Genomic DNA, 23,900 nt, shown 5'->3' on the forward strand with positions numbered 1-23,900 from the left:
CGCACGCAGCACGGGTCAGCGTCTGCGGTTCGTCCGGACAGACCGGAATCGCTGCGGGGAGAGGTCTCCACCATGCCAGTCCAGCACGCCCCCGGGGAGCGACTCTCGATGGAGACGCGCACCATCGAGGTCATCCCTGACGCCGAGCGGCACGGCACGCCGCGTAGCCAGTTCACGCTGTGGTTCGGCGCCAACATGCAGATCACCGCGATCGTCGACGGCGCACTGTCCGTCGTCTTCGGCGCCGACGCGCTGTGGGCGATACCCGCGCTGCTGCTCGGCAACCTGCTCGGGGGCATCGTGATGGCGCTGCACTCCGCGCAAGGACCGCGGCTCGGCGTCCCCCAGATGATCTCCAGCCGCGCGCAGTTCGGCGTCCACGGAGCGGTCCTGCCGCTGCTTCTGGTGATCCTCATGTACCTCGGCTTCGCCGCGACCGGCAGTGTCCTGGCCGGCCAGGCGCTGTCCGAGATGCTGCACATCGACAACACGGACGCCGGCATCCTCGTCTTCGGCGCGCTGACCGCCGTGGTCGCGGTCACCGGCTACCAGCTCATCCACATCGCCGGCCGCATCGCCACCATCGTCGGCGTACTCGGCCTCGGCTACCTGCTGGTGCGGCTGTTCACGCAGTACGACGTCGGCGCGCACGTCGGGAACAAGGGCTTCGAGACGGCCACCTTCCTCCTCGCCGTAGGGCTCGGCGCCGGATGGCAGCTGACCTTCGGCCCGTACGTCGCCGACTACTCGCGCTACCTGCCACGCGACACCAGCACGCGTGCGACGTTCTGGTCCACGTTCGCCGGCTCCGTCATCGGCTCCCAGTGGGCCATGACGCTGGGGGCGCTCACCGCCGCCGTCGCCGGAAAGACCTTCCTCAGCGACCAGGTGGGCTTCCTCGGCGACCTGGCCGGGCCCGCGGTCCTCGCCTTCCTCATCTACCTGGTGATCGTGGTCGGCAAGCTGACGGTCAACTGCCTCAACGCGTACGGCGGCTTCATGTCGATCCTGACCACCGTCACCGCGTTCGACGGCCGCTCGCGCATCTCGGCCGCCGCCCGTGCCGCCTACATCGTCGGCTTCACCGCGGTGTCGATGGTCATCGCGCTGGCAGCCAGCGACGACTTCCTGAACAACTTCAAGAACTTCGTACTCCTGATCCTCATGGTGTTCACCCCGTGGAGCGCGATCAACCTGGTCGACTACTACCTGGTCTCCCGCGAACGCGTCGACATCCCCGCCCTGTACGACCCGAACGGCCGCTACGGCCGATGGAACGTCACCGCTCTGACCTGCTACGTCGTAGGCGTCGCCGTCCAGATCCCGTTCCTGGCCACCAAGCTGTACACCGGCGCGATCACCAAGAGGCTCGACGGCGCCGACATCTCGTGGATCGTCGGGCTCGTGGTGACCGCAGCCCTGTACTGGCTGTGGGTGCGGCGCACCGCCGATCCGCCCGCCGAGACCGTCCACCCGGTCGTCGCCGAGGCCGGTGACACGGCTGCGCCCGTCGGCTGACCCGTACTCATCACAGGCACGACATCCGCCCACAGGGCGGGGGCGTCGGGCGAGAGCGGTGCGACCGCTCGGCCCGACGCGTCGTCGTCCAAGTCCCACCACACGCCCTGGCGCGGCGGGAGGGTGGCGCGCTGACACCGAGTCAGCGGGGGCATGGCGGGACCAGCCCGGCCTCGTACGCGGAGATCGCCGCCTCCACCCGGTTGCGCGCGCCCAATTTCGCGAGCACCGCGCTGACGTGCGCCTTCACCGTCCCTTCGACCAGGTGGAGCCGGGTCGCGATCTCCGCGTTGGACAGCCCCGTCCCGAGTCCGGCCAGCACCTCGCGCTCCCGTTCCGTCAGCCTCTCCAGCGAGCGGTGGGGATGCGCCGCCCGGTGCGCCCGCAACCCTGCGATGACCCGGCCGGCCACTCGCGGAGACAGGTAGGCCCCGCCGGCTCCCACCGCCCGTACCCCGTTGAGCAGTTCCCTCGGGTCGTCCGCCTTCAGCAGGAAGCCGTCGGCGCCCTCTTCCAGGGCGCGGGTGACGTATTCGTCCTGACCGAAGGTCGTCAGCATGATCACGCCGACCCCCGTCAGCTCTCGGTGAAGCCGCGTCACTGCCGCCAGCCCGTCCATGCCGGGCATCTGGATGTCCAACAGGACCACGTCCGGCCGGTGTCGGCGGGTCAGCGCGATGGCCTCGTGCCCGTCACCCGCCTCGGCGACCACGTCGACGTGCGGGTCCCTGGCGAGGATGGCCCGCACACCCGCCCGGACCATCGCCTCGTCGTCGGCCACCAGGACCCGGACCGGTCGACCGTTCGCTGTCGTCGCTTCCACGCGGCGAGCCTACGGCCGACGCACCACCGTGCGAACGGCGAGCTCCACAGATCAGCCCCAGGTCGGAGCACACCCCTGACGAAGGTCAGGATGCCGCTGCCGTTCGACCGATGGGCGCCGGCTCCGCTGACTTCTAGCGTCGCTTCCGTACGGGAAACGCGGTGGCCGCCCCCGGGCCGAGCACCGTCCGTCGGTCGGCACGCCCCCGCCGTCGACCTCCGCGTTCCGCGACCGACACGAAGGAACTCCGTGATCACCCTTCGAGGACTGACCAAACGCTACGGCGACACCCTCGCCGTCGACGAGCTGACATTCGACGTCCGGGCCGGCCGCGTGACCGGTTTCCTCGGCCCCAACGGGGCCGGGAAGTCCACCACGATGCGCATGATCCTGGGCCTGGACCACCCCACCCGAGGGCGGGCCCTGATCGCCGGCCGGCCTTACGCGGACCTGCGACGGCCGCTGTGCGCGGTCGGCGCGATGCTGGACGCCCGGGCCGTCCACCCTGCCCGTTCCGGCCGCGCGCACCTCGTCGCCCAGGCCCGGGCCAACGGCATCCCGGTACGCCGCGTGGACGAGGTGCTGGAGACGGTGGGTCTGACCAAGGCGGCCCGCCGGCCGGCGGGCACGTACTCGCTCGGCATGAGCGGGCGGCTCGGGGTGGCGGGCGCCCTGCTCGGCGATCCGCCGGTGCTCGTGCTGGACGAGCCGGTCAACGGCCTCGACCCGGACGGTGTGCGGTGGATCCGCCGGCTCGTCCGCGACCGGGCGGCGGAAGGACGCACCGTGTTCCTCTCCAGTCACCTGATGAGCGAGATGCAGCTGACGGCCGACCATCTCGTCGTCATCGGACGGGGCCGACTGCTGAGTGACACCTCCATGACGGAGTTCCTCGCCGCCGCCTCTCCCCCGTCGGCGCGCGCCGTGGTGCCCGACCCCGGGGAGCGGGCGACACTGGTCCGTCGCCTGATGACTGCGCCCGGGGTGAGTGTCGAGACGCTCGCGTCCGGCGAACTCACCGTCGAGGGCCGTACCGCTGCCGAGATCGGCGACCTTGCCCACAACTGCCAGGTCCGGCTGCACCGACTGAGCGACGTACGGGTCTCGCTGGAGCAGGCGTACATGGACCTGACTGCGACCAGCGTCGAGTACGCGACGGGCAGCGGCACGGACACGACCGACGTGGCTGCCGCGCCGCACGAAGGGGGACGACAGTGACCACGACCACGACACCCGGCGAGCGGACGGACCTGTCCAGGGTCGTGCCCGACACCCCGGGCCGAGGCACGTCCGGTGGCTTGGCCGGGGCGGTCGCCTGCGAGTGGACCAAACTGTGGTCCGTCCGGGCCCCCTACTTCTGCCTCCTGGCGGGCCTCGCGATCACCGGAGTCTTCACCTTCTACTACGCCTCGATCGCCCGCATCAACGGGCACCCCGTCGAGCCCGTCGGGAACGCGGCGGCCTCCTCCGCCGTCCTCGTCCAATTCGCCGTCGTCGTCATGGCCGCTGTCACGGTGACCTCCGAGTACTCGACGGGGAGTGTGCGGGCTTCACTGCTGTGGGTGCCCCGGCGTCATCGGGTCCAAGCGGCGAAGGCGCTGGTGGCGGGGGTGGTCGCGTTCGTCGCCGGTACCGTGTTCGCCGTCGTGGGCACGGCGGTGGCCTGGGGGCCGTTCGGCGGACGAGCCTCCTTCGAGGCCGCCACGGCCCTCGGGCAGGTCCTGGCCGTCGGCGTCTACCAGGGCCTGGTTGCCGTGCTGACCGTCGGGGTGGCCTTCGCCACGCGCCACCCGGCCGGTGCGCTCGCGGTGCTCGTCACGCTCCTGTGGGCACTGCCGAGCATGCTCCTGGGGCTCGGCAGCCCGACGCTCGCGGCCGTCAACGACCAACTGCCGCACGGAGCGGGAGACCACTTCATGCGCGTCGGCGCCGAGGCCCCGCACACGCCGGCGACGGCGGTCCTGATCGTGGCGGCGTGGGCCGCTGCGGCGCACCTGGTCGGCCTGTACGTGCTGCGCCGCCGGGACGCCTGACCCTGCGTCGGAACCGGCCCGGACGCCTCCCGGTACACACCGCATCGTCGGGCGTCCGGGTCCGTCCCGCAGAATCGACCGGGCGAGGTCAGGACATCCATCGGAAGGATGGTCGACGCACCATGCCACACAGGCGCATACCCCTGCCCCCGGCCAGGTCCGTGTTCGGCGACGTGGCCCTGTGGGGCGTCCTCGCCGCCGCGACCGGTTACGGGTTCCGGGACGCGGGCGCTGCCTCGCCGCCCTTGGACCTGTTCCTCCCGTTGGCCGTCCTGGCGGTGGCCGTGCCGCTGTCCCACCGTCGACCGGGGGCCGCCGTCGTCCTCGTCAACGGGCTGTGCGCGCTGGGCCTGGCCGACTCCGCGACCCCCGCCAACGCCCACGTCCTGTCGCTGGCCGTCCTGAGCTGTCTGCTGGGCGCCCGGGTCGCCGCGGCACGGCGCCCGCTCCTGGTGCTCTCCGCGTGCCTCGCGGTCGATCTCGTGACGTGCGCCGTGCTGCGGACGCAGGCCGTGTGGTGGTTCTACGCGCTGACCGTGCTGCCCGCCGCCCTCCTGCTTCCGTGGCTGGCCGGACGCCACTGGCGAGGCCGACGCGAACTCGTACGGGACGGATGGCGGCTGGCCCGGAGCCTGGAAGAGCGGCAGCACCTGGTCGCGGAGCGGGCACGGCTGACCGAACGCGCCGACATCGCAGCCGACATGCACGACTCCCTCGGCCATGCCCTGAGCCTGGTCGCCCTGCGCGCCGGGGCCCTGGAACTCTCCCCCGACCTCACCGACCGCGACCGCACCGACCTCGCCGAGCTGCGCGGGACGATCGCGGACGCCGTCGAACAACTGCGGGAGACCGTCGCCGTCCTGCACGATCCACCAGGAACGGGCGCGGCCCTGCCCGTCGGGGACACGGTCGAGGACCTCCTCGGCCGAGCCATTGCCTCGGGGGTCCCGGTGCGGTGGGAGAGGCGCGGGCAAGTGCCCGCGCTCTCGCCCTTGGTCGAACGCGGGATGTACCGCGTGGTGCAGGAGGCTCTCACCAACTCCGTGAAGCACGCGCCGGGCGGATCCGTGAAGGTCGGGATCACGCACGAAGCCGACCGAACCAGGGTGAGCATCGTGAGCACAGCCCCGCCGGCCGACGGGCCGGCGCACCCGGCGGAGGGTCCGTCGCCCCGTGCCGGTGGGCGGGGTCTGACGGGTCTTCGGGAGCGGGTCACGGTCCTGGGCGGTTCGTTGCGGACCGGCCCGTACCAGGGCGGGTTCCACGTCACCGCCGTCCTCCCGCACCAGCCCCCATTCCGCTCCGCCTCATCGGCGCCGACGACCCGAACGGGGCTCAGGATGCCCGTATGGACCCGGGGGACGCACGGCCGGTCCCCCGAGCCGGCGGAGAAGGCTCCCCATCCGCACACGGACACCGTCACGACCCTGGAGTCCGCCCGGCGGCTCGCCGCTGCCCGCCGCGACGCCCGCCGACGTTCGGTCGCCGCCTTCGCGGCCCCCGTGGCCGCAGCCGCGTTCCTCGTGCCCTCCGCCGTCTACCTGGCCTGGCAGCTGACGACGAGCGTGCTGCCGCCCTCCCGGTTCGACGAGCTGCAGCCCGGCCGGCCCCGCACCGAACTCGCCCATCTGCTCCCGGCCCACGCCTTCCCCTACCCGCCCGGCCACGCCCGTTCCGCGCCCCGGCCGCCCGGCACCACCTGCGAGTTCTACCGATCCAGCCGCGCCCTGCTGGACCAGGTCGACCTCTACCGGCTCTGCTGGGCCCGCGACACGCTGGTGGCCAAGGACACGGTGCCCGCGAACCGGCCTTGACCGCAGATGACGCCGAAGCGGCAACCGCAGCCGTCACGGTTTGGCGGCGTGAAGGATGTGCATGGCTCGGGGCCCCGTCTCGTCGTGGCGGATGACGAGGCCGGCTGCGCGGCACCGGGATGCTGCGACGCGGTTCAGGCTACGAGCAGGCGGAGGCCGAGATCTGCCGCGTCGAGGTCTGTCAGGTCGCTGTTGCGCTCGGCCCACCGGCCGGAGTCGAGGTCGTCGCCGAGGGTTCGTACCGCCCGCTGCTCGGCCTCCGGACCGACCCTCGTCCACACCGACATCGCACGGCGCACGTGATCCTCCAGATACGCCCCCGGTCGGCGCCAGTACGCCTCGAACAGGCCGTCAGCGCAGTCCCACGGGATGGGCACCGGCTCGGCGCGGGCGCCGATCGCATCGGCCATCCCGGCAAGCGAGGGAAATTCTGCGAGGACGGCGGCGAACTCGGGCAGGTAGTCGCGGGTGAGCCAGAACCGGTCCTGCCATCCGGGCTCGTCGGTGTCGAACGTGAGCACCACCACGCGGCGGGCCACGCGCCGCATCTCGCGCAGCCCCGCTATCGGGTCCCCCCAGTGGTGAACGGTGGAGACGGCCATCGCGACGTCGAAGGAGCGGTCCTCGAACGGCAGGCTCTCCGCGGCGGCGGCCACGCACGGCGCCGAGCCGGCAGGCCGCTGCCCCCGCATGACCGCCGATGGCTCCACCGCGGTCACGTCGCGATCGGCCGGCTCGTAGGAGCCGGTGCCGGCCCCGACGTTCAGCACCGTCTGCGCGTCCCCGAGCGCGTCCCAGATCTGTGCGGCGATCCGTGGCTCGGTACGCCGTGTCGCGGGGTAGGCGCCGCCGATCGCGTCGTACAGCCGTGCACCGAGCATCTCCAGTTGCTCCTCCGGTGTCACCTTCAGTCCCTTCGCCCGCGCCTCGAGTTCCCTGTCGATGGCCGCCACCATGGCGTCAGCGCGATCACGCCGCTCCAGCAGCAGGCCGCGCAGTCGGCGCAGGTGCTCCACCGCGTCGGTGGACGGGTCGCCGACCAGTTCCGCAACCTCTCGCAGCCCGAAGCCCAACCGCCGGTAGGCCAGTACCTCCCGCAGCCGCTCCACGTCGCCCGCCGAATAGGCCCGGTACCCGGCCCCGGTCCGCGCCGACGGCCGAACGAGCCCGATCTCGTCGTAGTGATGCAGCGTGCGGACGCTCACTCCGGCCAGCTCGGCCACGCGTCCCACGGTCCAGTGATCTTCCACGGCACCGACTATGCAGCCTGACGCCACGTGAGGGTCAAGAGCCTCACGCGCGGCAGCCGGCGCCGAATGCGAAGCAGCAACACTCGTTGATCATGGGATACTTGATCATGCCTGTGACAAACCCGTGGCTGGCCGGCCCGTCTCCGAAGAAGCGCCTTGATCCAGAGCGTTTGGAGGAACGGATACTCAACCTGCTGTCGTCGCAGAACATGTGTGTGATCGCGACGGCAGGACCGGAGGGTCCGCTCGCGACGCCGGTGCGGTACTTCCACCTCGACTTCGCGGTGATGTTCAGCACGGCTCCCGGCTCCCCGAAGATGAGGAATCTCGCCGCCGACCCCCGTGTGTCGGTGGGGATCTTCGCTCCGCTGGTCGGACAGGCCAGCAGCCGAGGGGCTCAGCTCTTCGGGCGGGCTCGCGTACTGTCCGAGGACGACCCCGATTTCGCGCACTACTGGCCGGCATTCCGCTGGCAGTCCGACCATGTCGAGCGGTCACGTTCTCTCGACGAACCCCAGTCGGGCCCTCTCGTCGTGATCGAGGCCGAGCGGATCGTCTATACCGAGCACTGGCTGCGGCGCGAGGGTTTCGCGCCGCGTCAGTTCTGGACCAAGCCGGGCCGGTAGTCCGCCACGTTTGGTCGATTCTCCGGGCGGTCAGCCGGCCTTGGCGGGTTCCTTCGACCATCTCGTTCAGCTCGGGGACCTCGGGGACGGGCATGGAGTGCTTGCGGCGGATGTAACCGATCCGACCCTCGACTCCGCCCTCCTCGTGGGCGCCTTCGACGCCCGGGCGGCAGTAAAGCTCTCGATGCCGAATTGGAGGAGGCCCCAATCGGGGTCGTCACTCGGCTCCCGGGCCCTCGGTGAAGAACTCGATCATCTGCTCCAGGCCCCGCTCGGCGAACATGGTCTCCAGTGCGGCGGCAGACGCGGCGGCGGATTCCTCGCTGCGGGGGAAGAGCGCCGCCTCGTACGCGGCCAGGGCGGCCTCCGTGTCTCCGGGGTGGGCGGCGAGTGCCTGGCCGAGTTCGGCTCCGTCGAGCATGGCCAGGTTGGCGCCCTCGCCCGCGAAGGGGGACATCAGGTGGGCCGCGTCGCCGAGGAGCGTCACGCCCGCCACTCGGTCCCAGCGGTGTCCGATCGGCAGGGCGTGGATGCGGCGGGGCACGAGCGCGCCGTCGGCGTCGGCGACCAGGCCGCGCAGATTGTCGTTCCAGCCCTCGAAGTGGGACAGGACCACGGCCTTGGCCGCGGCGCTGTCGTCGAAGTCGATCGTGTCGAGCCAGTCCTCTCCGGTCCTGAGTGCGGTGTAGACGTGGAGGCTGCCGTCGGCCTCGCGGTGGGCCAGGAAACCGCGTCGGTCGCCGAGGCAGATGAAGAATCCGCCGCCTACGACCGCGGCGCTGCGCGGGTGACGGTTGTCGGCGTCGAGCAGGTCGGCCTCGACGAAGGAGATGCCCGTGTAGGTGGGTTCGGCGGGCGATACCAGCGGCCGGACGCGTGACCAGGCGCCGTCGGCACCGATCAGGAGGTCGGTGGTGACGGTGGATCCGTCGGCGAACGTCACCTCGTGGCGTCCGTCGTCGAGTCGGTGGGCGCCGTCGGCCTTCTTGCCCCAGCGGATCGTGTCGGCGGGCAGCGAGTCGAGGAGCAGGTCGCGCAGTTCTCCCCGGTCCACTTCGGGCCGGCCCCCGGAGCCGTCGTCCTTCTCTGACAGGTGGACGGTGCCGTCGGGGCCGACCAGGCGCATGGCCTGGCCGCCGCCGTGGATGATCCCGCGGAAGCCCTCGTGGAGCCCGGCGGCGTGCAGGGCCTTCTGTCCGGTGTCCTCGTGGATGTCGAGCATGCCGCCCTGGGTACGGGCTTCGGCTGATGCCTCGAATTCGAAGAGTGCTGCCTCGATGCCGTTGACGTGCAGGACCCTGGCGGCGGTGAGGCCGCCCAGGCCTCCGCCGATGATCGCGATCGGTACGTGGGTGCTCATGCGGTGCCTCCAGGGGTTCGTGGGAAGCGGGCCGTCCGGTGTCCCGGGGTACCTGGGCGCCCGCATCGTGTGTGCGGAGAACGTCGGCCGCTCTTCTCCGGGCCATGTGCTCTCGTGCCACTCCCTCCAACGTAACGAACATGTTCGTTACGAACAAGTTCGACGCATCGCAGGCCTGTCCCGACCGGACGCTTGTGTGGCTGAACCAGGGGCTCTACCTGCGACGAACGTGTTCGTTACGATCGAGGGATGGACGTCGAACGAGAACCGATCAGCCGCCGGGAACGCCCCGCCAAGCCCGCCCTGACCCGGCGGGGGATCGTCGACACCGCCGTGCGGGTCATGCGTTCCGAAGGGCTGGACAAGGTGACCATGCGCCGTCTGGCGCAAGAGCTGGACACCGGTCCCGCCTCGCTGTACGTGTATGTGGCCAACGCCGCGGAGCTGCACGCGGCTGTCCTGGACTCACTCCTGGGCGAGGTCGATCTGGCCGTCGAGGATGCGGAAGCCGGCTGGCGCGATCAGCTCGTCGCTGTACTCACCTCGTACACCCGCGTCCTGTTCGATCACCCGCAGCTGGCCCGCTCGGCTCTGGTGGCGCGGCCCAGCGGCGAGAACTATCTGAACCTCGTCGAGCGCGTTCTGGGTCTGCTCTCCCGCAGCGGCGCGGCCGCCGACCAGGTCGCCTGGGGTGTCGACAACCTGCTCCAGCACGCCACGGCGGGCGCCGCGGAGCACGGAACACAGCATCGTGAACCGTCGACCCAGGACGACTGGGACGCGCTGACACGCGCCGTGCACGCCGTGGACGGGCGCACCCACCCGATGATCAAGGCTCATCTGCCCGCACTGCTCTCCGGCACTCCCGAGGACCGGCTGTCCTGGGGCTTCGACGTCCTCATCAACGGCATCACCCGAACCCCCCTCCCCCGCGCCGCAGACTGACCGGCCGGGCGGGAGACCACGTTCAGGGGGACACCCGGTCCTGGAGGGCCGACTTCCAGGCGGGGGCGGGGGCGGCGGGCTTGCTCTCGGGCCGTCGGCCTCCCTGGGCGAAGAAGTCGACCAGCGGCAGCAGGGCAGCGCCGACGGTGACCGCCTCCGGGCCGAGGGTGCCAAGGCCGATGCCGGTACGGCTGGCCGGGTACCGGAGCGCGTACTCCCTCGCGTAGCCAGACACGTTCTCCAGGAAGCGGGCGCCGAGCTGGAGACCGGCCCAGCCGCCGACGAGGATCCGCTCGGGCTGGAAGAGGTTGATCAGGTCGGCGAATCCGGCGCCCAGGTACTCGGCGGTCTCCTCCAGGACGGCGAGCGCGGTCGCGTCGGGATCCGCCGTCGCCTCCGCCGGATACGCCGCCGCCAGCATCGCCGTCAGGGCGGTTTCCTCGTCCGTGTCGGCCGGGGGCTGCCCGCCGGCCTCGCGCCACCGTTCCAGGAGGGCTTCGGCGCCCGCGTACGCCTCCAGACAGCCCTGGGCTCCGCAGCGGCAGCGCCGACCCCGGACCCGTACCGTCAGATGACCCCACTCGATCGCCCGCCCCGGCCCCATCGGGTCCGTCAGCACGCAGGCGCCGACGCCCGAGCCGAAGAGGACGACCACGGCGCTGCGCGCGCCCCGCCCGGCGCCGAACCACATCTCGGCCTGGCCCAGCGTCTTGGCGCCGTTGTCGATCCAGTACGGGACTCCTTCGGGCAGGTCGACGGCGGCGCGGAGGAGGCGTTCGAAGGGGACGGCGTCCCAGCCGATGGTCTGGCCGTGTACGACGGCGCCGTCCTCGGCATCGCGGGCCACGATGCCGGGGACGCCGACGCCGACGCCGATGAGGCGGTCGGCGGGGACGTCCGCGGCGCGCAGCACCTCGGCGATGCCGTCGCGGAGGTGGGCGACGACGAGGTCGACGTCGTAGCGGGCGGTACGGGGTCCGGAGCTGGCCAACGCGCGTTCGGTGCGGGCGAGTTCGGTGAGGGTGAGGTCGAACAGCTCGATCCTGATGCGGGTTTCGCCGATGTCGACGCCGATCATGAAACCGCTGGCGGGAGTGATCCGCACGAGGGTGCGGGGGCGTCCACCGGCCGAGTCGACACTGCCCGCCTCCTCGACCAGGCCCTCCGCGACGAGTTCCGCGACCACGTTGCTGACCGAGCCCGAGCTGAGTCCGGTCGCCGGGCCGAGCATGAGCCGGCTCATCGGTCCGTCGAAGTACAGCCTGCGCAGAACGGCGGTGCGGTTCTCGCGCCGCAGGTCACGCACCGTACGGCCAGTTCTCGCGTGCACTTTGGTCCCCGTCTCTGAAGTCGTTCGTTGCAACATACCCGCAGTACAAGCCTTGACGCGACCTTCTCATGGGGTTTAACTCACATCCTAAATTAAGCCGATGTTACGGCGAGGCCTCCAGACGCTCACCGCATCGGCAATCCCCTCGTCCCCGAAAGGGCCCAGGAGCCATGCGCAGAATCAGAGCCGCTGTCACCGGTGCCGTCACGCTCTCCCTCACCTTCACCGCCACCGCCTGCGGCGGGGGTGAAGGGAGCGAGGCGTCGCCGAAGACCCTCACCTACTGGGCCACCAACCAGGGCTCCAGCCTCGAGGTCGACAAGAAGGTCCTGCAGCCCGAGCTCGACCAGTTCGAGAAGGAGACCGGGATCAAGGTCAAGCTGGAGGTGATCCCGTGGTCCGACCTGCTCAACCGGATCCTCACCGCGACCACCTCCGGCCAGGGCCCCGACGTCCTCAACATCGGCAACACCTGGAGCGCCTCCCTGCAGTCCACCGGCGCGCTGCTGCCGTGGGACGCGAAGAACTTCGAGGCCATCGGCGGCAAGGACCGCTTCGTCGGCTCCGCCCTCGGCTCCACCGGCGTCTCCGGCCAGGACCCGGCCGCCGTCCCCCTGTACTCCATGGCGTACGCGCTCTACTACAACAAGCAGCTGTTCAAGGACGCAGGCATAGCCAAGCCGCCGACCACCTGGGACGAGGTGATCGCCACCGGCAAGAAGATCAGCAAGAACGGCAAGTGGGGCATCGGCGTCGAGGGCTCCAACCTCTCCAACAACATCCACCAGGTCTTCGTCCTCGGCAAGCAGCACGGCGCCGACTTCTTCACCGCCGACGGGAAGCCGGACTTCACCTCCGACGGGGCCGTCGCCGCCGTCAAGCAGTACATCGACCTGATGGGCGCCCAGAAGATCGTCGCCCCCGGCAACGCCGAGTACGCCCAGAACCAGTCCCTCAGCGACTTCGCCAAGGACAAGACCGCCATGGTCCTGTGGCAGACGCCGCAGCAGACCTTCGCCTCCCAGGGCATGGCCCCGGAGGACTGGGGTGTCGTCCCCGCCCCGGTTCCGTCGGGCAAGCCCGGCGCGGGCACCCAGACCAACTCGATGGTCGCCGGCATCAACATGGCCGTCTTCAAGAACACCAAGAACCTCGACGGCGCGCTGAAGTTCGTGAAGTTCATGACCAGCGACGAGGAGCAGATCCTCCTCAACAAGGCCTACGGCTCGGTCCCGCCGGTCAAGGACGCCCAGAAGGACCCCGTCTTCGCCGACCCGTCGCTCACCGTCATCCGCGACACCCTCGCCAACAGCGCCGCGGCCCTGCCGCAGGTTCCCGAGGAGTCACAGTTCGAGACCGTCGTCGGCACCGCGGTCAAGGAACTCTTCGCCGACGCCGCCGCAGGCCGGCCGGTCACCACGGAGTCCGTGAAGGCCAAGCTCGAAAAGGCCCAGCAGCAGATGCCCAAGAAGTAGGCCGCCCCACCATGACCGAAACCGCCGTCACTCCCCCGAGTGAGCGGACGGTGCGCAAGGCCACACCCGGAGAGGCGCGCGCACCACGCCGCTCCGGGCGTCGCCGCATCGCACTGCCGTACCTCCTGCTCCTGCCCGCCCTGCTCCTCGAACTCCTCGTCCACCTCGTCCCGATGCTCATGGGCATCACCATGAGCTTCAGGGAGCTCACCCAGTTCTACATCCGGAACTGGTCCGAGGCGCCCTGGTCGGCGCTGGACAACTACACCGTGGCGATCGACTTCGACGCGCCCGTCGGCCAGGCACTCCTCAAGTCCTTCCTGACGACGTGCATGTTCACCGTCCTCTCCGTGGGGCTGTGCTGGCTCCTCGGAACGGCCGCCGCGATCTTCCTCCAGGAGAACTTCCGGGGCCGCGGCTTCCTGCGGACGCTGTTCCTCGTCCCGTACGCGCTGCCCGTCTACGCCGCCGTCATCACCTGGGCCTTCATGTTCCAGCGTGACAACGGCGTCATCAACCACGTCCTCCACGACCAGCTCGGCATCGGCGACAGCCCCGCCTTCTGGCTCATCGGCGACAACAGCTTCTGGGCCCTGCTGGTCGTCTCCGTGTGGAAGGGCTGGCCCTTCGCCTTCCTCACCGTCATGGCGGGACTGCAGAACATCCCCCGGGACATGTACGAGGCGGCGGCCCTCGACGGGGCCGGCGTGTGGAAGCAGATCCGGCACATCACCCTGCCGTCACTGCGCTCCGTCAACCAGGTGCTCGTACTCGTCCTCTTCCTCTGGACGTTCAACGACTTCAACACGCCGTTCGTGCTCTTCGGCAAGGCCGCACCCGAGGCCGCCGACCTGATCTCGCTCCACATCTACCAGTCGTCCTTCCAGACGTGGAACTTCGGCGCCGGCTCGGCCATGTCCGTGCTGCTCCTGCTCTTCCTCCTCGTCGTCACGGGCGTCTACCTCCTGCTCACCACCCGCGGAAGGAAGACCTCCGATGTCTGAGCACGCACGCGGGCAGACCGTCCCGCACCCGCCGTCGGGGCAGACGCGCCGGCGCGGGACACCGCGCTCCCCCATGGCGGCGCCCCGCTCGTTCCTCTGGACCCGGCGGATCTTCCTCACCCTGCTCACCGGCTTCGTCCTGCTGCCGGTGTACGTCATGGTCTCCAGCTCCCTCAAACCGCTGGAGGACGTCTCGGGCAAGTTCGAGTGGATCCCCTCCGGTCTCACCGTCCGCCCGTACTTCGACATCTGGGAGACCGTCCCGCTCGCCGACTACTTCGTGAACTCGATCGTCGTCGCGGGCGCGGCCACGGTGCTCTCGGTGGCCGTCGCAATCTTCGCCGCCTACGCCGTCAGCCGCTACACCTTCCACGGCAAGCGGGTCTTCACGGTGACGGTCCTCTCCACCCAGATGTTCCCCGGCATCCTCTTCCTGCTGCCGCTCTTCCTCATCTACGTCAACATCGGCAACGCCACCGGCATCGCCCTCTTCGGCTCCCGCGAAGGCCTGATCCTCACCTACCTGACCTTCTCGCTGCCCTTCTCCATCTGGATGCTGACCGGCTACTTCGACTCGATTCCGCGCGAACTCGACGAGGCCGCCAAGGTCGACGGCTGCGGGCCGATCAGCGCGCTGTTCCGCGTCATCGTGCCGGCCGCGTCCCCCGGCATCATCGCCGTCGCCGTCTACGCCTTCATGACCGCCTGGGGTGAGGTCCTCTTCGCCTCCGTCATGACCAACGACACCACGCGCACGCTCGCCGTCGGTCTCCAGGGGTACGCCACCCAGAACGACGTGTACTGGAACCAGGTGATGGCCGCCTCTCTCGTGGTGAGCGTCCCCGTCGTCGTCGGCTTCCTGCTCCTCCAGCGCTACCTCGTCGCCGGCCTCACCGCGGGTGCGGTCAAGTGACGCCCTTCTCCACACCGATCACGAAGAGGTTCCCTGTGTCCGAATCGACCGACTCCCGCACCGCGCTCGACCTGGAGGCCTTCCCTCCGGACTTCGCCTGGGGCACGGCGACCTCCGCCTATCAGATCGAGGGCGCCGTCGCCGAGGACGGCAGGGCTCCGTCCATCTGGGACACCTTCTCCCGTGTCCCCGGCGCGATCGACAACGGCGACCACGGCGACACCGCCTGCGACCACTACCACCGCTGGCCCGAGGACATCGCCCTGATGAAGGGCCTCGGCACCGACGCCTACCGGCTCTCCGTCGCCTGGCCGCGCGTCGTCCCCGGCGGCGACGGACCCGTCAACGCGGCCGGGCTCGACTTCTACGACCGGCTCGTCGACGGACTCCTCGACGCCGGCATCACCCCGTCCGTCACCCTCTACCACTGGGACCTGCCGCAGACCCTCCAGGACCGGGTGCAGGACAGCCACGGCGGCTGGACCGAGCGGGCCACCGCCGAACACCTCGCCGCGTACGCCTCCGTCGTCGCCGAACGCCTCGGCGACCGGGTCACCCAGTGGGCCACCCTCAACGAGCCGCTCTGCTCGGGCTGGATCGGACACCTGGAGGGCCGGATGGCGCCCGGTCTGACCGACCTCACGGCAGCCGTCCGCGCCTCCTACCACCTCCTCCTCGGGCACGGCCTCGCCACCCAGGCGATTCGCGCCGCCGCCCCCGGAGCCCAGGTCGGCCTCGTCACCAACCACTCCACCGTCGAGGCCGCCTCCACCCGTCCCGAGGACATCGCCGCCGCCGCCCGCGCGGACGGCCACACCAACCGCTGGTGGCTCGACCCGGTGTACGGCCGCGGCTTCCCCGCCGACATGCGCGAGCTCTACGGGGTCGAACTGCCGGAAATGCCGGGGGACTTGGAGACCATCGCCGCCCCCCTCGACTGGCACGGCCTCAACTACTACTTCCCGGTCACCGTCGCCGACGACCCGACCGGACCCGTCCCGCACGCGCGTGAGGTGCGCCTCCCCGATGTGCCCCGCACCGGCATGGACTGGCAGATCGACGCCGGCGGCCTGGAAGCCTTCCTGCTGCGGCTCACCGAGGACTACGGCATACGGAAGCTGTACGTCACCGAGAACGGCTCGGCCTTCCCCGACACCGTCGGCCCCGACGGCGCGGTCCACGACCCGGAGCGCACCCGCTACCTGGAGCAGCACCTCGCCGCCTGCGCGCGCGCCCTGCGCAAGGGCGCCCCGCTCGCCGGGTACTACGCCTGGTCCCTGCTCGACAACTTCGAATGGGCCTACGGCTACGACAAGCGGTTCGGCCTCGTCCACGTCGACTACGCCACCCAGCGCAGGACCGTCAAGACGAGCGGGCGGCGCTACGCGGACCTCGTCCGCGCCCACCGGGAGGCGACCTCCGGCTGACCGGGAATCCGTCGTGAGCCTCCGGAAGGCCGCCCCCGGCACCACCGGGGCGGCCTTCCGGAGTCGAGCAGCGCCGCACCACCCTCCCCGTCCTCCCCCGGCTTCTCGTGCAGGAGCGCCCCCATGGCCGTCGCGGCCTGGCTCGACACCTGGTCGGCCGGCCGCATCACGGAACAACTCGCCGTCCTGGACGCTCTGGAGGCATGAGGGACGGGGCCGATCGGCTTGGTCGGCCTCCGTACCCACCGCCGAGAGGGTCAGGTGGACTCGCGTACGACGAGCAGTGGCTCGAACACCTTCGAGGCCGGTTCGGGCCGGCCACCGTCGAGCTCCTCGACCAGGAGTCCGGCCATGGCGGCGGCCATCCGCTCCACGGGCTGGCGCACGGTGGTCAGCTGCGGCCGCGCCTTCCGTGCGGCCACCGAGTCGTCGAAGCCCACGACGGCCACCGTGCCGGGGACGTCGACCCCCTGTTCCCGCAGGTACTGGCAGGCGCCCTGAGCCATCAGGTCGTTCGCGGCGAACACCGCGTCGATCTCCGGGTGGTCCTTCAGCAGCCTGGCCATGGCGCGCCTGCCGCTGTCGACGGTGAACCGCCCCCGCACGACGGGAACCGACGTCACTCCGTGGGCGGCGAGCGCCTCCCGGAAGCCGTCGAGGCGTTCGCCCGCCGTGGGGGCGGTGACCGGTGCGGCGATGGTGGCGGGGCGCCGTCGGCCGGTGGCCCACAGGTGCTCGGCCGCCAGACGGGCGCCCGCGGTGTTGTCGAGGTCGACGAAGCCGCACCGTTCCCCGTCGCGGGGGCGGCCGAACAGCACCGTGGGGAGACCCGCTGCCACCAGCATCGCCGGCAGCGGGTCGTCCTCGTCGAGCGGCACCACCAGGGCTCCGTCGGCGCCTCCCTGCCGCAGGTACTCGACGAGTTGGGCCCTGGCCTGCTCCGACTCCGCGACGAGGAGCACCGGTTGGATCGCGCGCTTGCGCAGCACCGGCAGGATGCCGTCCACCACCCGCCCGAAGAACGGGTCGGAGAACACCCGGGCGGCGAAGGCCCTGCCCGTCGCGGAGAGCACCAGGGCGACGGTTCCGGTGCGCCGCGTCACCAGCGAACGGGCGGCCTGGTTGGGCGCGTAGCCGATGCGGGCGATCGCGTCGCGCACGCTCCGCTGGATGTCGGGAGCCACGTTGCGCACGCCGTTGACGACGCGTGACACCGTCGCGCGCGATACCCCCGCCTCGCGTGCGACGTCTTCCAGTGTCGGTCCTCGATTCCCCACCCAGGCACCTTAACGGTGCCGCGTGTCCGGTGGGAGGACGGTCCACGGCCGGGCCCGACTCCTTGTGGTCGACACTTAATGAAAGCCAAAAGAAAAGTCATGTCATACGCCTTGCCCGTCAACTCGCCCTGCGTGCAAGGTTTCGGAGAGCGCTCTCCCACATTTCCCCCATGTATCCAGAGGAGACCCCATGTCTTCCGTCGGGTCCCCGCCGGTCTTCCGGCGACCCGCCTCAGCCGTCCGACGGGCCACCGTCGGCGCACTCGTCTCGTCGCTGGCCGGCAGCCTGCTCGCGCTGGCCCCCGCCACGACAGCGCAGGCCGCCCCCACCCTGCTCTCGCAGGGCAAGACGGCCACCGCCTCCTCCGCGGAAGGCGCCTCCTTCTCCGCGGGTGCCGCCGTCGACGGCGACCTCACCGGAACCCGCTGGGCCAGCTCGTGGAACGACGCCCAGTGGATCCAGGTCGACCTCGGCAGCAGCGCCACCCTCAGCCACGCCGTCCTCACCTGGGAAGCCGCCTACGGCAAGAGCTACGACATCCAGGCCTCCGAGAACGGCACCGACTGGCGGACCGTCACCTCCGTCACCGCCGGCGACGGAGGCACCGACAACGTCACCCTGTCCGGGACCGGCCGCTACATCCGCATGAACGGCCTCACCCGGGCCACCGGATACGGCTATTCCCTCTGGGAGTTCCAGGTGTACGGATCCACCGGCGGCACCGGTCCGGCCCTGCCCGGAGGCGGCGACCTCGGCCCCAACGTGCACGTCTTCGACCCGTCCACGCCCGGCATCCAGGCCAAGCTGGACCAGGTCTTCCAGCAGCAGGAGTCGGCCCAGTTCGGCAGCGGCCGCCACGCCTTCCTGTTCAAGCCCGGCACGTACAGCGGCCTCAACGCCCAGATCGGCTTCTACACCCAGATCGCCGGCCTCGGTCTGCGCCCCGACGACACCACCATCAACGGTGACGTCACCGTCGACGCGGGCTGGTTCAACGGCAACGCCACCCAGAACTTCTGGCGGGGCGCCGAGAACCTCGCCGTCGCCCCGGTCAACGGCACCGACCGGTGGGCCGTCTCGCAGGCCTCCTCCTTCCGCCGCATGCACGTCAAGGGCGGTCTCAACCTCGCCCCGAACGGCTACGGCTGGGCCAGCGGCGGCTACATCGCCGACTCCAAGATCGACGGCCAGATCGGCAACTACTCGCAGCAGCAGTGGTACACCCGGGACAGCTCCATCGGCGGCTGGTCCAACAGCGTCTGGAACCAGACCTTCTCGGGCGTCGAGGGCGCTCCGGCCACCTCCTTCCCCGAGCCCCGCTACACCACGCTCGACACCACCCCCGTCTCCCGCGAGAAGCCCTTCCTCTACCTGGACGGCAACGAGTACAAGGTGTTCGCGCCCGCCAAGCGCGTGAACGCCCGCGGCACCAGCTGGGCCAACGGCACCCCGCAGGGCGAGTCCATCCCCCTGAGCCAGTTCTACGTGGTCAAGCCGGGCGCCACCGCCGCGACGATCAACCAGGCGCTGGCCCAGGGCCTGCACCTGCTGTTCACCCCGGGCGTCTACCACGTCGACCAGACCATCGACGTGAACCGGGCGAACACCATCGTGCTCGGCCTCGGCCTCGCCACGATCATCCCGGACAACGGCGTCACCGCGATGAAGGTCGCCGACGTCGACGGCGTCCGACTCGCCGGCTTCCTCATCGACGCCGGCCCGGTCAACTCGCCGGTCCTGCTGGAGCTCGGACCGCAGAACGCCGCCGCGGACCACGCCGCCAACCCCACCACCGTGCAGGACGTCTACGTCCGCATCGGCGGCGCCGGCGCGGGCAAGGCCACCACCAGCATCGTCGTGAACAGCGATGACGCGATCATCGACCACACCTGGGTCTGGCGCGCCGACCACGGCGAGGGCGTCGGCTGGGAGACCAACCGGGCCGACTACGGCGTCCGCGTCAACGGCGACGACGTACTCGCCACCGGCCTGTTCGTCGAGCACTTCAACAAGTACGACGTCGAGTGGTACGGCGAGCGCGGCCGCACCATCTTCTACCAGAACGAGAAGGCGTACGACGCCCCCAACCAGGCCGCCATCCAGAACGGCGCGACGAAGGGGTACGCCGCCTACCGGGTCGACGACTCGGTGAACACCCACGAGGCCTGGGGCCTCGGCAGCTACTGCAACTACAACGTCGACCCGAACATCCGCCAGGACCACGGCTTCAAGGCCCCCGTCAAGCCCGGCGTGAAGTTCCACAGCCTCCTGACCGTCTCACTCGGCGGCAACGGCCACTACGAGCACGTCATCAACGACACCGGAGCATCCACGGTGCCCGCCGGCACCTCGACCGTTCCGTCCACGGTGGTCTCGTTCCCCTGATGCCCTCTCCCCTCTCCCCCGGTCTCCGATAACCCGACGGAGTCGGCCGTAGCTCCCCCGGGCTGGTGAACCAGACCCCGCGCCCAGCCCGGGGGTCGCGCAACCCGACCAGCCGAGAATCCCGACTCGAGTGGGTCCGAGTACGTGGCAGGGCCATGCCCGTCGAACACACCGAGAGCGCTGTCCCGCGGGTGAGCCGCTCTTCCCGGGAGAGCTGGTCGTCCCCACCGCCATCGACACCTGGAGCCGCAATGTCCCATCCCCCCTCCACCTGTGCCCCACCCCGCCGCACGCGCGGCGCGGCGGCTGTTGTCACACTCGGAGCGCTTCTGGCCTCTTCCTTCACTCTGGCCACCGCTCCTACCGCCGGGGCCGCAGAGTCCCTGTTGTCCCAGGGCAAGACGGCCACCGCCTCTTCGAACGAAGGCGAAGCCTTCTCCGCGGCGGCCGCCGTCGACGGAAACCTCACCGGTACCCGATGGGCCAGCCAGTGGCGTGACGGCGAATGGATCCAGGTCGACCTCGGCGCGAGCCGCAACCTCAGCCGCGTGGTCCTCACCTGGGAGGCGGCGTTCGGCAAGGACTACGAGATCCAGGCCTCCGACAACGGCACCGACTGGCGCACCCTGAAGTCCGTCACCGGCAGCGACGGCGGCACGGACGAGATCGCCGTCTCCGGCACCGGCCGCTACGTCCGGATGCAGGGCGTCACGCGCTCGAACGGCTATGGATACTCCCTGTGGGAGTTCCAGGTCTACGGCGACAGCGGCGGCACCCCGCCGGCCCCTGGCGGCGCTGTCCGTGTATCCGGCTCTCAGGGCAACTGGCAGCTCACCGCGGGTGGCCAGCCGTACACCGTCAAGGGACTCACCTGGGGTCCGTCCATCGCGGACGCTCCGAAGTACATGCCGGACGTGAAGTCCATGGGCGTCAACACCATCCGCACCTGGGGCACGGACGGCTCGACGAAGCCTCTCCTCGACGCCGCTGCGGCGAACGGCGTCCGGGTGATCAACGGCTTCTGGCTCCAGCCGGGCGGCGGCCCCGGATCCGGCGGCTGCGTCAACTACGTGACGGACACCGCGTACAAGAACACCATGCTCACCGAGTTCGCCACGTGGGTCGGGACCTACAAGTCCCACCCGGCCACCCTCATGTGGAACGTCGGCAACGAGTCCGTCCTCGGCCTGCAGAACTGTTACGGCGGTACCGAGCTGGAGGCCCAGCGCAACGCGTACACGACCTTCGTCAACGACGTCGCCAGGAAGATCCACTCCATCGACCCCGACCACCCCGTGACCTCCACGGACGCGTGGACCGGCGCCTGGCCGTACTACAAGCGCAACGCACCTGACCTCGACCTGTACTCGATGAACTCCTACGGCAACCTCTGCAAGGTGCGTCAGGACTGGATCGACGGTGGCTACACCAAGCCCTACATCATCACCGAGACCGGACCTGCCGGCGAATGGGAGGTTCCCGACGACGCCAACGGCATCCCCGACGAGCCCACCGACGTCCAGAAGGCCGACGGGTACACCAAGGCCTGGAACTGCATCACCGGCCACCAGGGCGTCGCCCTCGGTGCCACGATGTTCCACTACGGCGTCGAACACGACTTCGGCGGTGTCTGGTTCAACCTCCTCCCGGACGGCCTGAAGCGCCTGTCCTACTACGCCGTGAAGAAGGCCTACACCGGGTCGACGGCGGGCGACAACACTCCGCCCGTCATCACCGGCATGACGGTCGCCCCCGCCGGGTCCGCCCCGGCAGGCGGCGAGTTCCAGGTCCGCGCCGACATCCGTGACCCGGAGAACGACCCCCTCACCTACAAGGTCTTCCTCAGCGGCAACTACGCCAACGGCGACAAGCGCCTCGTCCAGGCCCCGTACCGTCCCCTCGGCAACGGCACCTTCGCCGTCACCGCGCCCGAGAAGCTCGGTGTGTGGAAGGTCTACATCCAGGCCGAGGACGGCCACGGCAACGCCGGCATCGAGACCAGGTCCGTCAGGGTCGTCGCCCCGCCGGTCAGCGGCACGAACGTGGCGCTGAACAAGCCGACCACCGCGTCCTCCTTCCAGCCCCAGTCCGGCGACTGCCCCTGCCCGGCTGCCAACGCCACCGACGGCAACGCCGGCACACGCTGGGCCAGTGACTGGAGCGACCCGCAGTGGATCCAGGTCGACCTCGGCGCCGCCACCGCGATCCGCAAGCTGCAGCTGGTCTGGGACCCGGCGTACGCCAAGGCCTATCAGGTGCAGGTCTCCAACGACGGCACCGACTGGCAGACCGTCCACACCACCACGACAGGCAACGGCGATGTCGACACGATCGATGTGTCGGCCACGGCCCGTCATGTACGGCTGAACCTGACCGCGCGGGGCACTGCCTGGGGCTACTCGCTCTACGAGTTCGGCATCTACAGCTGACCGCAGCCCTCGTGACGGTGCGACCCACGCCGACGGCTTCCGCCGACCACGGCGGGAGACCCTCGCAGCGCTGACTCCGGCCGCCCTGTGCGGCCGGGCTCGGGGTGGCGGGAGCCGACCGCATCCCGCCACCCGTCCACCAGCGCCCACCCGTTCATCCAACTTCACAGAACCGGCAGGAGATCCCTCATGAGATCAAGTCCTCAACGACTCTCCGCGCTCCTCCTCGGCTCCGCTCTCATTGCCGGCGTCCTGGGCGTGGGCACCATCGCCGCCGCGGCGGATCCGGACAACGCTTCGCCTTCGTCGGCTGTCGCCGGCCACACGGGGCACACGATGGCCGTGTCCACGCAGGCATCGGGGGACGACCCCGACGGCGACGGCTACATTCCGGCGAACCCGCAGGTCACCGGAGTGACGCCGTCCGACGTCGAGCCGCCGAGCGCGTACTTCCACGAGTTCCAGGCCAACTGCTCCGTCACGCACACCGCGCCGGACGACCCGATCGTCTACCCGGGACAGCCGGGGAAGTCCCACGACCACACGTTCATGGGCAACACGTCCACGAACGCGAGCAGCACCACCGACTCGCTCTTCGGTGGGCAGACGACGTGCAAGGCACCCGGCGACAGCTCCGGCTACTGGATGCCCTCACTGTTCAAGGGCGACACGAAGATCCTCCCGGTGGGACCGCAGGTGATCTACTACAAGGCCGGTGTCACCGACTACACCAGTGTGCGTCCCTTCCCCAAGGGGCTGCGGTACGTCGTCGGCAACCCGATGCAGTCGGCCGAGGAATTCCAGAAGCATCCGGGCTTCGTCGAGGGATGGGAGTGCGGCGAAAGCTTCAAGAACGTCGACTTCCCGCAGAACTGTCCGGTCGGCTCCCAGCTCAACATCCGCATGCAGGCACCGAGTTGCTGGGACGGCAAGTACCTCGACACCCCGGATCACCGTAGCCACATGGCCTATCCGGGTGTGAAGGCGGGCACGAACAGGAACGTCTGCCCGTCCACCCACCCCGTCGCGCTGCCCATGATCGAGTTCAAGATGGCCTTCCCGGCCGACGGCGACATGTCGCAGGTCAGGCTGGCCAGTGGCCGCGGCTACTCCTTCCACTACGACTTCTTCAACGCCTGGGACGAGCGCACCCTCAAGGCGATGGTCGACCACTGCATCGTGGGCGGCCTCCAGTGCGACCCGCGCGGCTACGACCAGAACCAGCCGAACCGCGGGGCGGTTCTGAACGCGGACTACCGGCTGCCCTGACCCGGCCGGCACCTCCGTACG

General features: G+C 70.2%; 18 protein-coding genes. 13 read left to right on the forward strand and 5 right to left on the reverse strand.

From position 1 onward, the window contains the following. The first annotated feature begins 108 nt into the window (after positions 1–108). Positions 109–1,518, forward strand: coding sequence for a purine-cytosine permease family protein (locus tag OG462_RS03790; RefSeq protein WP_406054415.1), 1,410 nt, complete (start codon positions 109–111; stop codon positions 1,516–1,518). Positions 1,519–1,660: 142 nt separating this feature from the next. On the opposite strand, the gene OG462_RS03795 is transcribed toward OG462_RS03790, so the two are convergent. Then, entirely contained in the window at positions 1,661–2,341 is a 681-nt protein-coding gene (locus OG462_RS03795; protein WP_406054417.1) for a response regulator, read from the reverse strand. A 249-nt stretch (positions 2,342–2,590) separates the two neighbouring features. Here OG462_RS03795 and OG462_RS03800 point away from each other — a divergent pair, with 249 nt between their 5' ends. The 3 genes from OG462_RS03800 (at position 2,591) to OG462_RS03810 (ending at position 6,188) form a co-directional block, all read left to right on the forward strand. Then, the gene (locus OG462_RS03800) at positions 2,591–3,559 is read left to right on the forward strand and encodes an ATP-binding cassette domain-containing protein (protein ID WP_406054419.1); all 969 of its coding nucleotides are present in this window, start codon (positions 2,591–2,593) and stop codon (positions 3,557–3,559) included. Then, on the forward strand, positions 3,556–4,374 hold the full coding sequence (locus OG462_RS03805) for an ABC transporter permease (RefSeq protein WP_406054421.1): 819 nt from the start codon (positions 3,556–3,558) through the stop codon (positions 4,372–4,374). Before OG462_RS03800 ends, OG462_RS03805 begins: the two co-directional genes overlap by 4 nt. A gap of 122 nt (positions 4,375–4,496) precedes the next feature. Further along, positions 4,497–6,188 (forward strand): sensor histidine kinase, encoded by a 1,692-nt coding sequence (locus OG462_RS03810; RefSeq protein WP_406054423.1) that lies wholly within the window; start codon positions 4,497–4,499, stop codon positions 6,186–6,188. 134 nt (positions 6,189–6,322) lie between these two features. Here OG462_RS03810 and OG462_RS03815 read toward each other — a convergent pair whose 3' ends face one another. Further along, a complete protein-coding gene (locus OG462_RS03815; protein ID WP_406066345.1) occupies positions 6,323–7,420 on the reverse strand; it encodes a MerR family transcriptional regulator in 1,098 nt (365 codons plus the stop codon). A 110-nt stretch (positions 7,421–7,530) separates the two neighbouring features. Here OG462_RS03815 and OG462_RS03820 point away from each other — a divergent pair, with 110 nt between their 5' ends. Then, the gene (locus OG462_RS03820) at positions 7,531–8,064 is read left to right on the forward strand and encodes a pyridoxamine 5'-phosphate oxidase family protein (RefSeq protein WP_406054425.1); all 534 of its coding nucleotides are present in this window, start codon (positions 7,531–7,533) and stop codon (positions 8,062–8,064) included. A gap of 217 nt (positions 8,065–8,281) precedes the next feature. Here OG462_RS03820 and OG462_RS03825 read toward each other — a convergent pair whose 3' ends face one another. Continuing rightward, positions 8,282–9,424, reverse strand: a complete 1,143-nt coding sequence (locus tag OG462_RS03825; protein ID WP_406054427.1) for an FAD-dependent oxidoreductase — start codon at positions 9,422–9,424, stop codon at positions 8,282–8,284. A gap of 249 nt (positions 9,425–9,673) precedes the next feature. Here OG462_RS03825 and OG462_RS03830 point away from each other — a divergent pair, with 249 nt between their 5' ends. After that, positions 9,674–10,369: a TetR/AcrR family transcriptional regulator gene (locus tag OG462_RS03830; RefSeq protein WP_406054429.1), complete on the forward strand. Its 696-nt coding sequence runs from the start codon at positions 9,674–9,676 to the stop codon at positions 10,367–10,369. 22 nt (positions 10,370–10,391) lie between these two features. On the opposite strand, the gene OG462_RS03835 is transcribed toward OG462_RS03830, so the two are convergent. Further along, positions 10,392–11,699: an ROK family protein gene (locus OG462_RS03835; RefSeq protein WP_406054431.1), complete on the reverse strand. Its 1,308-nt coding sequence runs from the start codon at positions 11,697–11,699 to the stop codon at positions 10,392–10,394. Between the two features lie 170 nt (positions 11,700–11,869). Between OG462_RS03835 and OG462_RS03840 the strand changes: the two genes are divergently transcribed. From OG462_RS03840 to OG462_RS03855, 4 genes are all read left to right on the forward strand, one after another. Next, entirely contained in the window at positions 11,870–13,174 is a 1,305-nt protein-coding gene (locus tag OG462_RS03840; RefSeq protein ID WP_406054433.1) for an ABC transporter substrate-binding protein, read from the forward strand. 11 nt (positions 13,175–13,185) lie between these two features. After that, positions 13,186–14,178, forward strand: a complete 993-nt coding sequence (locus OG462_RS03845) for a carbohydrate ABC transporter permease (protein WP_406054435.1) — start codon at positions 13,186–13,188, stop codon at positions 14,176–14,178. Positions 14,179–14,251: 73 nt separating this feature from the next. Beyond that, positions 14,252–15,091, forward strand: a complete 840-nt coding sequence (locus OG462_RS03850; protein ID WP_406066346.1) for a carbohydrate ABC transporter permease — start codon at positions 14,252–14,254, stop codon at positions 15,089–15,091. Between the two features lie 35 nt (positions 15,092–15,126). Next, positions 15,127–16,518: a GH1 family beta-glucosidase gene (locus OG462_RS03855; RefSeq protein WP_406054437.1), complete on the forward strand. Its 1,392-nt coding sequence runs from the start codon at positions 15,127–15,129 to the stop codon at positions 16,516–16,518. A 257-nt stretch (positions 16,519–16,775) separates the two neighbouring features. Here OG462_RS03855 and OG462_RS03860 read toward each other — a convergent pair whose 3' ends face one another. After that, on the reverse strand, positions 16,776–17,795 hold the full coding sequence (locus OG462_RS03860) for a LacI family DNA-binding transcriptional regulator (RefSeq protein ID WP_406054439.1): 1,020 nt from the start codon (positions 17,793–17,795) through the stop codon (positions 16,776–16,778). Between the two features lie 190 nt (positions 17,796–17,985). Between OG462_RS03860 and OG462_RS03865 the strand changes: the two genes are divergently transcribed. The 3 genes from OG462_RS03865 to OG462_RS03875 all read left to right on the forward strand — a co-directional run bounded on the left by OG462_RS03865 (position 17,986) and on the right by OG462_RS03875 (position 23,879). Continuing rightward, positions 17,986–20,181 carry a discoidin domain-containing protein gene (locus OG462_RS03865; protein ID WP_406054441.1) on the forward strand — a complete coding sequence of 732 codons (2,196 nt, stop codon included), beginning with the start codon at positions 17,986–17,988 and terminating at the stop codon, positions 20,179–20,181. 251 nt (positions 20,182–20,432) lie between these two features. Next, complete coding sequence (locus OG462_RS03870; protein ID WP_406054443.1) at positions 20,433–22,610, forward strand: discoidin domain-containing protein; 2,178 nt, start codon at positions 20,433–20,435, stop codon at positions 22,608–22,610. Between the two features lie 189 nt (positions 22,611–22,799). Then, positions 22,800–23,879: a DUF1996 domain-containing protein gene (locus tag OG462_RS03875; protein ID WP_406054445.1), complete on the forward strand. Its 1,080-nt coding sequence runs from the start codon at positions 22,800–22,802 to the stop codon at positions 23,877–23,879. The last annotated feature ends 21 nt before the right edge of the window (positions 23,880–23,900 follow it).

Source organism: Streptomyces sp. NBC_01077 (genome assembly GCF_045162855.1).
Classification (GTDB): Bacteria; Actinomycetota; Actinomycetes; order Streptomycetales; family Streptomycetaceae; genus Streptomyces.